Annotated in this window: 9 protein-coding genes and 1 riboswitch; of the genes, 2 read left to right on the top strand and 7 right to left on the bottom strand. The window is 69.9% G+C overall.

Annotation, left to right across the window (positions count from 1 at the left end; translation table 11 throughout):
* Positions 1-58 precede the first annotated feature (58 nt).
* The 6 genes from ribH to ACFC14_RS11270 form a co-directional block, all read right to left on the bottom strand.
* A complete protein-coding gene (gene ribH, locus ACFC14_RS11245; protein ID WP_376104287.1) occupies positions 59-532 on the bottom strand; it encodes a 6,7-dimethyl-8-ribityllumazine synthase in 474 nt (157 codons plus the stop codon).
* A complete protein-coding gene (gene ribA / locus ACFC14_RS11250) occupies positions 529-1797 on the bottom strand; it encodes a GTP cyclohydrolase II (RefSeq protein ID WP_376104289.1) in 1269 nt (422 codons plus the stop codon). Before ribA ends, ribH begins: the two co-directional genes overlap by 4 nt.
* Complete coding sequence (locus tag ACFC14_RS11255) at positions 1794-2423, bottom strand: riboflavin synthase (RefSeq protein WP_376104292.1); 630 nt, start codon at positions 2421-2423, stop codon at positions 1794-1796. Before ACFC14_RS11255 ends, ribA begins: the two co-directional genes overlap by 4 nt.
* Positions 2423-3466: a bifunctional diaminohydroxyphosphoribosylaminopyrimidine deaminase/5-amino-6-(5-phosphoribosylamino)uracil reductase RibD gene (gene ribD, locus ACFC14_RS11260; protein ID WP_376104295.1), complete on the bottom strand. Its 1044-nt coding sequence runs from the start codon at positions 3464-3466 to the stop codon at positions 2423-2425. The genes ACFC14_RS11255 and ribD overlap by 1 nt, the downstream gene beginning before the upstream one ends.
* A 63-nt stretch (positions 3467-3529) precedes the next feature.
* Positions 3530-3673: riboswitch (FMN riboswitch) on the bottom strand.
* A 68-nt stretch (positions 3674-3741) separates the two neighbouring features.
* A complete protein-coding gene (locus ACFC14_RS11265) occupies positions 3742-4605 on the bottom strand; it encodes an Fpg/Nei family DNA glycosylase (RefSeq protein WP_376104298.1) in 864 nt (287 codons plus the stop codon).
* 73 nt (positions 4606-4678) lie between these two features.
* Entirely contained in the window at positions 4679-5242 is a 564-nt protein-coding gene (locus tag ACFC14_RS11270) for a GNAT family N-acetyltransferase (RefSeq protein WP_376104301.1), read from the bottom strand.
* Between the two features lie 98 nt (positions 5243-5340).
* Between ACFC14_RS11270 and mfd the strand changes: the two genes are divergently transcribed.
* Both mfd and ACFC14_RS11280 read left to right on the top strand, forming a co-directional pair.
* Positions 5341-8928: a transcription-repair coupling factor gene (gene mfd, locus ACFC14_RS11275; protein ID WP_376104304.1), complete on the top strand. Its 3588-nt coding sequence runs from the start codon at positions 5341-5343 to the stop codon at positions 8926-8928.
* A gap of 46 nt (positions 8929-8974) precedes the next feature.
* Positions 8975-9589, top strand: coding sequence for a gamma carbonic anhydrase family protein (locus ACFC14_RS11280; RefSeq protein WP_376104307.1), 615 nt, complete (start codon positions 8975-8977; stop codon positions 9587-9589).
* 126 nt (positions 9590-9715) lie between these two features.
* Here the strand turns inward: ACFC14_RS11280 and gdhA are convergent, their stop codons facing one another.
* Positions 9716-11086 carry an NADP-specific glutamate dehydrogenase gene (gene gdhA, locus ACFC14_RS11285; RefSeq protein WP_376104309.1) on the bottom strand — a complete coding sequence of 457 codons (1371 nt, stop codon included), beginning with the start codon at positions 11084-11086 and terminating at the stop codon, positions 9716-9718.
* Positions 11087-11171 lie beyond the last annotated feature (85 nt).

Below are 11171 nucleotides of genomic sequence, written 5' to 3' on the forward strand. Positions count from 1 at the left end.
CGGAAACGCCGATCTCGCCCCTACGCCCGGTCATTCTCCCGACAGGTGGACGGCATACTCAGCCGCGCAGCTCCCGGACCACGAGCGCGGTGCGCAGCGCGGCGTCCGCAGCCTCCGCGCCCTTGTCTTCCTTGGAGCCCTCGAGGCCCGCCCGATCGAGACCCTGCTGCTCGTCGTCGAGGGTCAGCACGCCGAAACCGACCGGCTTGCCGGCGTCGAGCGCGACGCGGGTGAGACCGTCGGTGGTCGCGGCCGACACGTACTCGAAGTGCGGTGTGCCGCCGCGGATGATGACGCCGAGCGCGACGACCGCATCGGCGCCGCCGGCGAACGCGGCCTGCGCGGCGAGAGCGAGCTCGAAGGAGCCGGGCACCCGCACGAGGCGGTGCGTGGCCTGAGCGTCGTTCAGCACGCGCTCCGCACCGGCGATCAGGCCGTTCGAGATCGTCTCATGCCAGGTGCCGGCGACGATCACGACGTTCAGACCGCGTCCATCGATGTCACCGGTCTCGGGTGCTCCTGCGCCGCTCATTTCTCGTCCTTCCCGTGGGCGAGCGCCTCTGCGAGTTCCGCTTCGCCGATGATGTGACCCATCCGGTCACGCTTGGTCTCCAGGTACTGGTGGTTGTTCGGTCCGACGCCCACGATCAGGGGCACCTGCTCGATGACGTCGAGCCCGAGCTCGCGGAGCTGTTCCACCTTGTCGGTGTTGTTGGTCAGCAGCCGCACCTTCGACACGCCCAGATCAGCGAGGATGCCCGCCGCCGCAGCGTAGTCGCGCGCATCGGCCGGCAGCCCGAGCGCGAGGTTCGCGTCGACCGTGTCGAGGCCCTCCTCCTGCAGGCTGTACGCCCGCAGCTTGTTGATGAGGCCGATGCCGCGCCCCTCGTGACCGCGCATGTAGATGACGACGCCGCCCTGCTTCTCGATCGCATCGAGCGCCGAATCCAGCTGCGGGCCGCACTCGCACTTCAGTGAGCCGAACGCCTCGCCCGTCAGGCACTCCGAGTGCACCCGCACGAGAGCCGTCTCGCCCAGCTCACCCGAGACGACGGCGATGTGGTCGGTGCCCGTGACCCGGTCCTTGTAGGCGAGGAAACGGAAACTCCCGTGGGTGGTGGGGACCGTGGCATCGGCGCGCAGGCTCACGCGGCGCCCGCGATGCGCCGACGGGGTGGCGCCTTCGGGGTCGATCTCGTTGAGGTGCGCGATGAGCTGCTCGATCGTGATGACCGGCACTCCGTCGCGAGCGCCCAGGTCGATCAGGCCGGGCAGTCGCATCATGCTGCCGTCTTCGGCGACCACCTCGGCGATCGCACCGACCGGCCGCAGGCCCGCGAGCTTCATCAGCTCGACGGCGGCCTCGGTGTGCCCACTGCGCTCGCGCACGCCGCCGTCGACGGCGCGCAGCGGCAGGACATGGCCGGGCCGGATGATGCTGGTCGCCGTCGAACCGGGGTTCGCCAGCACGTTCAGCGTGTGCGCGCGGTCGTGCGCGCTGATGCCGGTCGTGACGCCCTCGGCGGCGTCCACGCTCACGGTGTAGGCAGTCGAGCGGGCGTCTTCGCTGGCGGCCACCATCGGCGGCAGGTTCAGGTGATCGGCGAGGTCGGTCGGCATGGGGGCGCAGATGAAGCCGGACGACCAGCGCACCGTCCAGGCCACCCACTCGGGCGTGGCGAGTTCGGCCGACAGGATCACGTCGCCCTCGTTCTCGCGGTTCTCGTCGTCGGCGACGAGCACGGGGCGCCCGGCGCGCAGCGCCTCCAGGGCCTCGGCGATGGTGGAAAGGCTCATCGCGAGCCTCCTTCCGGTGCGGCACGGAACGCGAGCAGGCGCTCGACGTGGCGGGCGAGGATGTCGGTCTCGAGGTTCACGTGGTCGCCGACCGCGCGACTGCCCAGAGTGGTCGCGGCGAGGGTTTCCGGGATGAGCGAGACCTCGAACCAGGGGGAGGCGTCGGCGGGCTCGCTGACGGCACTCACGGTCAGCGACGTCCCGTCGACGGAGATGGAGCCCTTGTCGACCACGAGTGGGGCGAGGTCGGACGGCAGGCTGATGCGCAGGACGCTCCACTGGGCACCGGGGCGCACTTCGAGCACGTCGCCGACTCCGTCGACGTGCCCCTGCACGATGTGTCCGCCCAGTCGTGCGCCGACCGGCATGGCCTTCTCGATGTTGACGCGCGTGCCTACCGTCGCCGACCCGATCGCGGCGACGTCGAGCGTCTGCTTCATCACGTCGGTGTCGAAGGTGTCTGCGGTCGAGCCGACGACCGTGAGGCAGACGCCCGAGACGGCGATCGACTCGCCGTGTACGGCATCCGATGCCGCGCGGGGGGCGCGCACGGTCAGGCGCCAGCCGTCGCCGGCGGGCGCGATCGCGGTGATCTCGCCGATCTCCTCGATGATTCCGGTGAACATCAGGCGGCTCCTTCGTTCTGAGGGTCTGTCGGTGCTGCGGGGTGTGCGATCGCGAGCAGATCGGAACCGAGGGGTACCCACTCGTCGATCGTGAGGCGGCGCGCCTGGTCGATCGACGCGACGCCGATGTCCCGGAGGGCGAGATTGTCGCCGCCGAGCAGCACCGGGGCGATGTAGGCGAGCACCCGGTCGGCCAGACCCGCCTCGATGAAGGCGCTGGCCAGGGTCGGCCCGCCCTCGACGAAGACGCTCTGGATGCCGCGCGCGTGCAGATCGGCGGTCACCGTCTGCAGATCATGGGTCGCGTAGAAGAGAGGGGAGTGCGGATGCCGGTGCACGGCGGCCTCCGTCGGCGTCGGGCGCGCACCGATGACCACCGGGATCGGCTGGTGCGGCAGCAGCTCGTCGCCGTCGCGGGCGGTGAGCGCCGGATCGTCGGAGAGCACGGTGCCGGTGCCGACGACGATCGCGTCGGCCTCCGCGCGGCGGCGGTGCACGTCGGCGCGGCCGGCCGGCCCGGTGATCCACTGGCTCGAACCGTCGGCAGCAGCAGCGCGGCCGTCGAGGCTCTGCGCCCATTTGACCGTGATGCGAGGGCGCCCCAGCCGCTGCGCCGTGAGCCAGCCGTCGATGAGCGCGTGCCCGGCATCCGCCTGCTCACCCGATTCGACGTCGACGCCGGCGGCGCGCAGGCGCTCCGCCCCGCCTCCCGATTCGGCGCCGGGATCGTCGAGGGCGTACACGACCCTGGTGACTCCCGCCTCGATCAGGGCGACGGCGCACGGGCCGGTGCGCCCGGTGTGGTTGCAGGGCTCGAGCGTCACGACGGCGGTGGCGCCGTGGGCATCGCCGCGCGCGAGCTTCGACAGTGCGTCGACCTCGGCGTGCGGGGTGCCGGCTCCGTGATGCCAGCCCTCGGCGAGGACGGTGCCGTCGGGGGAGAGGATGACCGCTCCGACCTGCGGGTTCGCCCCGCGGGGGCCACGCGTGGCGAGTCGGAGCGCGCGATCCATAGCGCTGCGCTCTGCCGCGTTGACTGCCATCCCTCGTCCTCCTCTGAGGCTGCGGGGTCAGACAGGGATGGCGGAACGGACGCACGGATGCGTCTCGTGCGCCTCCCTTCCGGACTAGCGAGGTCTCCCTCGCATCACCGTCGGTCCCGGAATTCCACCGGATCGGCATCCCGATCTCTCGAGACGCTCGCGGACTGTCACCGCCGGTTCGGATTCCCACCGACCCCGGAGCACGTTGTTGCTCTGAGTGTACTCAACGCATCTGCGCACATTTCATTCCAAGACATGGACCGGCAGGGCCGCGATCACTTCAGCAGTCGAGAGAGTCGCCGATCGGCGAGCACCTTGCCGCCGGTCTGGCAGGTGGGGCAGTACTCGAGCGAGCGGTCGGCGAAGAACACGCTGCGAACCGTGTCACCGCAGACGGGGCAGGTCTCGCCGCGGCGGGCGTGCACCTGCATCCCCCGGCGTTTGGCGTCTTTGAGGTCGGCCGGCGGCTTGCCTGACGCTTCGGCGACCGCCTCGGTGAGCGTCTCGCGCATCGCCCCGAATAGGCGGTCGATCTCCGCATCGTCGAGCTTCCCGGCGATCGCGTACGGCGACATCCGGGCGGCATGCAGGATCTCGTCGGAGTAGGCGTTGCCTATCCCCGCGATCACCGCCTGGTCGCGCAGCAACCCCTTGATCTGCATCCGCCGATCTTCCAGCAGCGCGGCGAACGCATCACGGGTGAACGAATCATCGAGCGGATCGGGGCCGAGCCGTGCGATGCCGGGAACCTCCTGCGGATCACGGACGACGTACACGGCCAGCGACTTCTTCGTTCCGGCCTCGGTCAGATCGAACCCGCTGCCGTCGTCGAGCGCGATCCGCAGGGCGATCGGCGACTTGCCGGGTTTGATGAGCGTCGTCGGCAGCGTCTCGTACCACCGCAGCCACCCGGCCTTCGCGAGGTGGAAGACGAGGTGCAACTCATCGCCGCAGGACAGCACGACGAACTTGCCGAGCCGGACGGACGCCGTGATGGTGGCGCCCTGCAACGCGGTGATCGGGGGATCGTACGTCTTCAACGCGGCGATCGCCGACACGGTCGCGCGGGTGATCGTGCGCCCCACGGCACGGTCGGCGAGGAACGTGGTCAGGCCCTGGACTTCCGGCATCTCCGGCATGCGTTCATCCTGTCACCGGCCGCCGACACTGTCACCTGGCCCCGACACTCCGGGTCGTGGCCGCGATCGCGCCTCAGAGGATCGGCCAGTCCACCGGTGCGCGGTCGTCATCGTGCAGCAGGCCGGCGATCCAGCCGTCGTCGCGACCGCGCGGGCTCGTGAGGGCTTGCCGCTGCAGACCCTCGTAGCGGAAGCCGAGCGCGCGGGCGGCACGCGCCGAGGGGATGTTCCCGGCGACGGCCTGCCAGCGGATGCGGACGAGGCCGAGGTCGGCGAAACCCCAGTCGATCACGGCGCGGGCCGCTTCGGAGAGATGACCCTTGCCCCGAGCGGCCGGACTCAACCAGTACCCGAGCTCGGCGGATGCGCCCGTGAAGTGGGCGGCGATTCCGTGCAGACCGATCATGCCCACGAGCTCGTCGTCGGCGTACATGCCCCAGACGGCCTCTGAGCCTTCGGCCCACGATCCCGCGACGAGACGCACGAAGTGCTCGGCATCCTCGCGGTTGTAGGGGGTCGGAACCGTCGTCCAGCGCGCGATCTCCGGGTCCTGGCACGCCTCCGTGATCGCATCGATGTCCGCCTCTGTCGGTGCATGCAGGACGAGGCGTTCGGTGGTCAGGGTGACGGATTCCATCCCGACAGCCTACGGAGCGCGCCTCTCGTCCCGCGAACCACGGGGGAGGGGGAGACGCGGCGGGCCGGAGTGTCCGTGGGCGCGACTAGTCTTATCCGGTGACTGTTCCGGGGATTCTGCGCGCCTTGGAAGAGGCGTCTCTGTACCGTGACGCCCTGCAGTGGGCGCACACCGACGCCGACCTCGGACTGGTCGACGGGCTCGATGCGCCGGCGCTCGCGGGTCTGCTCGCCAAGCGCGCGGCGGCGGGGCATCCCCCGGCGCTCCTCGCCGTCGTCCCCACCGGGCGCCGTGCCGAGAGCCTGGCGCTGGCGATGCACGCCTACCTGCCCGAGGCAGACATCCTGACCTTCCCGGCCTGGGAGACGCTGCCGCACGAGCGCCTGAGCCCCAGCGTCGACACGGTGGGCCAGCGCCTGCAGACGCTGCGCCGCATCGCCGAGTGGTCGGGCGGCCACCCGCTCGTGATCGTCGCCTCGGTGCGCGCGGCGCTGCAGCCGATCGCGGGCAACCTCGGGGAGGTCGCGCCGCTCGAGCTCTCCGTCGGCAGCAGGGGCAACGAGCTAGACCGCGTGGTGGAGCAGCTCGTGGAGCGCGCCTACTCCCGCGTCGACATGGTGTCGCGTCGTGGCGAGTTCGCCGTACGCGGCGGCATCCTCGATGTCTTCCCTCCCGTCTCAGAGCACCCGTTCCGCGTCGAGTTCTTCGGCGACGAGATCGACCAGATCCGCGCCTTCTCCGTCGCCGATCAGCGCTCGCTCCCGGGCGACGTGCCCGGCGTCGACCTTCCGCCCAGCCGCGAACTGCTGCTGACCGCCGACGTCCGCGAACGAGCGCGTGGTCTGATCGAGGGCTTCCCGGCGATCAGGGGCATGCTCGAGAAGATGGCCGAGGGCATCCCGGTCGAGGGCATGGAGTCGCTCCTGCCCGCGGTCGCGGGCCCGCTGAAGTCCCTGGCCGAGTACCTGCCGGCGGGCGCGGCGACGGCCGTCGTCGACCCCGACCGCTCCACCGCGCGTGCGATCACTCTGGGCGACACGAACCGCGAGTTCCTCGATGCCGCCTGGAGCGCGGCCACCTCCGGCGCGTCGGCGCCCATCGACCTCGGGGCGGGCGACTTCCTCACGATCGCCGAACTGCGCGAGGTCGTGCGCGACCGGGGTGGTGTCTGGTGGCAGCTGAGCCCCTTCGGCATCAGCGTCGGCGACGGCGATGCGGCCTCCGATGCGGATGCCGCTGCCCTCGGCGCCGCCATCATCCCGTCGTTCCACGGCAACGTCGACGGGGCGATCTCGTTCGTCGAGGCCAAGGTCACCGACGGCTGGCGCGTGGTGGTGATCGCCGCCGGCAGCGGCCTGGTCGACCGGGCACGCGACGTGCTGTCCGACCGCGGCCTCGCAGCCCGCGTCGTCGAGAGTCTCACCGATGCGCCGGAGGCGGGTGTCGCGACCCTGGTCACGGGGTCCGTCGAGGCCGGATTCCAGGTGCCGGAGGCGAAGCTCGCCGTCCTCACCGACAACGAGTTCTACGGGCGGACGATCGGTGGCGACCAGCGTGTCGTCAAGAAGCTCGCCTCACGGCGGAAGAACGTCGTCGACCCGCTGCAGCTGAAGCAGGGCGACTTCGTGGTGCATGCCACCCACGGCATCGGGCGGTTCGTCGAGATGACGCAGCGCGAGGTGTCCACCGGTGGCCGCAACGCCACCAAGTCCGTGCGCGACTATCTCATCCTCGAATACGCGCCGTCCAAGCGCGGCTACCCGGGCGACAAGCTGTACGTCCCCACGGATCAGCTCGACTCCCTCTCGAAGTACGTCGGCGGTGAGGCTCCGACCCTCTCGAAGATGGGCGGCAGCGACTGGTCGCAGGCCAAGGGCAAGGCCCGCAAGGCCGTGCGCGACATCGCCGTCGAGCTCGTCAAGCTGTACTCGGCACGCATGAGCGCCAAGGGTCATGCTTTCGGCCCGGACACACCCTGGCAGCGCGAGCTCGAAGAGGCGTTCCCGTTCGCCGAGACGCAGGACCAGCTGCAGACGATCGACGAGATCAAGGCCGACATGGAGCGGCCGATCCCGATGGACCGGCTGCTCTCCGGCGACGTCGGCTTCGGCAAGACCGAGGTCGCCGTGCGCGCGGCGTTCAAGGCGATCCAAGACGGCAAGCAGGTCGCGATGCTCGTGCCGACGACGCTCCTGGTCAAGCAGCACATGGAGACTTTCACCGAGCGCTTCGCCGGCTTCCCGGTGAAGGTGCGCGCGCTGTCGCGGTTCCAGACCGACAAAGAGGTCCGCCTCACCCTCCAGGGGCTGCTGGAGGGGTCGGTCGACATGATCATCGGCACCCACCGCATCCTCACGGAGGGCGTCATCTTCAAGGACCTCGGCCTGATGATCATCGACGAGGAGCAGCGGTTCGGCGTCGAGCACAAGGACGCGCTGAAGAAGCTGAAGACCAACGTCGACATCCTCGCCATGAGCGCCACCCCGATCCCGCGCACGCTGGAGATGGCGGTCACGGGTATCCGCGAGATGTCCACACTCGCGACGCCGCCCGAGGACCGGCATCCGATCCTCTCGTTCGTCGGACCCCGCAGCGACAAGCAGATCGCCGCGGCCATCCGGCGGGAGATCCTGCGCGAGGGTCAGGTCTTCTTCGTGCACAACCGTGTGCAGTCGATCCAGCGCGTCGCGGCGCAGCTGGCGGAACTCGTGCCGGAGGCGCGCATCGCCGTGGCCCACGGACAGCTGGGCGAGCACCAGCTCGAGCAGGTCGTCGACGACTTCTGGGAGCGCAAGTTCGACGTGCTCGTCTCGACCACCATCATCGAGACCGGCCTCGACATCTCGAACGCGAACACCATCATCATCGACCGCGCCGACAAGTACGGGCTCAGCCAGCTGCACCAGCTCCGCGGCCGGGTCGGGCGAGGGCGTGAGCGGGCGTACGCGTACTTCCTCTACGACGAGATGAAGCCGCTCTCCGAGACCGCGGCCGACCGGCTGCAGACCATCGCGGTCAACAACGAACTGGGTTCGGGCATGCAGGTCGCGTTGAAGGACCTCGAGCTCCGCGGCGCGGGCAACATGCTCGGCGCCGAGCAGGCCGGGCACATCGCGGGCGTCGGCTTCGACCTCTATCTGCGCATGATCGGCGAGGCCGTGGCGACGTTCCGCGGCGACGAGGTCGAGACGGGGCAGGAGCTGCGGCTCGAGCTGCCGCTGGACGCGCGCATCCCCGAGTACTACATCGACAGCGAGCGGCTGCGTCTCGAGGCGTACCAGAAGCTGTCGGCGGCGTCGGCGGCCACGGCGAAGGACGGTGCCATCGACCTCGTGATCGAAGAGCTCGTCGACCGCTACGGCACGCCGCCGGAAGAGGTCGAGGGACTGCTGGCGATCTCACGGCTGCGTCGTCGGGCTGCGCGCGCCGGACTGACGGATGTTGTCGTCATGGGGTCGAACCTGCGCATCGCGCCGGCGCGGCTCGAGGACTCGATCAAGGTGCGGCTGCAGCGGCTGTATCCGAAGGCGAAGCTCGTGGCCGGGGGAGAGGCGCTGGTCGTGCCGATGCCGACCGTTCCGGCCGCTGTCGGGGTCGGGCTCGAGCCTCTGCCCGACACGCAGCTCCTCGAATGGGTCGAGCAGCTTTTCACCGCGATCTTCCCGGAGCCGGTCAAAGTCGAGTAGCGTGCGGCGGCTGTTTTCGCGGCTGTGGCGGGACTAGTCTGGCCGCATGTTGTACGAGCACCTCGGGGCTCGCCCCCGCATCCATGACACCGCCGTCATCGCCCCCACCGCCGTCATCTCCGGCGATGTGGAGGTGGGGCCGGGCTGCCAGGTGCTGCACGGCGCCGTGATCACGGCCGAGGGCGGACCGATCACCCTCGGCGAGAACGTGATCGTGATGGAGAACGCGCTGATCCGCGCCACCGCGGCCAATGCGGTCCATATCGGCGCGCACACGCTGATCGGGACGCTGGCGAGCATCGCCGGGGCGACGGTGGGCGAGGAGGTCTTCTTCGCATCCGGCGCCCGTGTCTTCAACGGCGCGCTGGTGGGGGCTCGCTGTGAGGTGCGGGTCAACGCGATCGTGCATCGCCGTGCCGTGCTTCCCGAGGGCACGGTGGTCCCGATCGGATGGGTGGCCGTCGGCGACCCCGTGCAGCTGCTCTCGCCCGACCGGGATCAGGAGATCGCGGCGGCGCAGCCCGAGCTCGACTTCCCCGGTCATGTGTTCGGCGTCGACCGCGACACCCCCGACCTGATGGTGCAGCTCACCGAGCGCTACGGGAGCTCGCTCGCCCGGCATGCCAACGACCGCCCTCTCCCCGACGCCCCCACCCGCTGAGCTCTCTCACCCTCCTTCCCGTGAGGGGTCAAGACACGCCCCGTCCTCGTGCGGACTCGCGGCGTGTCATGACCCCTCACGGAATGAGCGCGCGCGAGAGCGGGTGAGGGAGAGGTCGAGTGCGGATCAGATGACGCCCTGGGCGAGCATCGCGGCGGCGACGCGCTCGAAGCCCGCGATGTTGGCGCCCGCGACGTAGTCGCCGCCGACGTCGTGACGCTCTGCGGCGTCGAAGGCGGCGTCGTGGATGTCGGCCATGATCTCGCGCAGCTTGTTCTCGCTGTCGGCGAAGGTCCAGCGCTGACGTGAGGCGTTCTGGCTCATCTCGAGAGCCGACGTCGCGACACCGCCGGCGTTCGCGGCCTTGCCGGGGGCGAACAGCACGCCCGCCTTCTGGAAGGCTTCGACGGCGTCGGGAACGCAGGGCATGTTCGCGCCCTCCGACACGGCACGGACGCCGTTGGCGATCAGCGCCTCGGCATCCGCGAGACTCACCTCGTTCTGCGTGGCGGAGGGGACGGCGATGTCGACCGGGACCTCCCAGACGCTGCCGCCCTCGACGAAGCGCGCGCTCGGACGACGGTTGGCGTACTCGACGATGCGGGCGCGCTCGACCTCCTTGAGCTGACGGAGCAGGTCGACGTCGATGCCGGCGTCGTCGATGACGTAGCCGGACGAGTCGGAGGCCGTGACGGCGGTCGCGCCGAGCTGGGTGGCCTTCTGGATCGCGTAGATGGCGACGTTGCCCGAGCCCGAGATGCCGACGCGCTTTCCGGTGAGGGAGTCGTTGTGCACGGCGAGCATCTCCTGAGCGAAGAACACCGCCCCGTAGCCGGTCGCCTCGGTGCGCACCTCGGCGCCGCCCCAACCGGTGCCCTTGCCGGTGAACATGCCCGACTCGTGGCGGTTGGTGACCTTGCGGTACTGGCCGAAGAGGTAGCCGATCTCGCGGCCACCGACGCCGATGTCGCCCGCGGGGACGTCGGTGTGCTCGCCGAGGTGGCGGTACAGCTCGTTCATGAACGACTGGCAGAAGCGCATGACCTCGGCGTCGGAGCGGCCGTGCGGATCGAAGTCGGACCCGCCCTTGCCGCCGCCGATGCCCTGACCGGTGAGCGCGTTCTTGAAGATCTGCTCGAAGCCGAGGAACTTGATGATCGACAGGTTGACCGAGGGGTGGAAGCGCAGTCCGCCCTTGTACGGCCCGAGGACCGAGGAGAACTGGATGCGGTAGCCGCGGTTGACCTGCAGCTTGCCGGCGTCGTCGATCCACGGCACGCGGAAGAGGATCTGCCGCTCGGGTTCGACGAGGCGCTCGAGGATGCCGCCGTCGACGTACTCCGGGCGTCGCTCCAGGACGGGTGCGATCGAGTGCAGCACCTCGTGGACGGCCTGGTGGAACTCCGGCTCGTACGGGCCGCGGGACAGCACGGTGTCGAACACGGGCTGCACGGAGGCGGCGAGCGGATGGAAGTCGGCGGGAGTCGTAGCGGTCACGCGGAAGAGACTTTCTGATGGGGGATTGTGGTGCAGGCGATCGTGTCGCGTGAGGCATCGCCGGAGTCGGCGGAGGTTTCACTCT

Source organism: Microbacterium sp. NPDC055988 (assembly GCF_042269505.1).
Lineage (GTDB): Bacteria > Actinomycetota > Actinomycetes > Actinomycetales > Microbacteriaceae > Microbacterium.

What these genes read in the sequence shown, in the direction of transcription:
- ACFC14_RS11265 (WP_376104298.1), bottom strand. Translation starts at nt 4,605, where the DNA reads ATGCCGGAGATGCCGGAAGTCCAGGGCCTGACCACGTTCCTCGCCGAC.
- ACFC14_RS11255 (WP_376104292.1), bottom strand. Translation starts at nt 2,423, where the DNA reads ATGTTCACCGGAATCATCGAGGAGATCGGCGAGATCACCGCGATCGCG.
- ACFC14_RS11270 (WP_376104301.1), bottom strand. Translation starts at nt 5,242, where the DNA reads ATGGAATCCGTCACCCTGACCACCGAACGCCTCGTCCTGCATGCACCG.
- ribH (WP_376104287.1), bottom strand. Translation starts at nt 532, where the DNA reads ATGAGCGGCGCAGGAGCACCCGAGACCGGTGACATCGATGGACGCGGT.
- ribA (WP_376104289.1), bottom strand. Translation starts at nt 1,797, where the DNA reads ATGAGCCTTTCCACCATCGCCGAGGCCCTGGAGGCGCTGCGCGCCGGG.
- ACFC14_RS11280 (WP_376104307.1), top strand. Translation starts at nt 8,975, where the DNA reads ATGTTGTACGAGCACCTCGGGGCTCGCCCCCGCATCCATGACACCGCC.
- ribD (WP_376104295.1), bottom strand. Translation starts at nt 3,466, where the DNA reads ATGGCAGTCAACGCGGCAGAGCGCAGCGCTATGGATCGCGCGCTCCGA.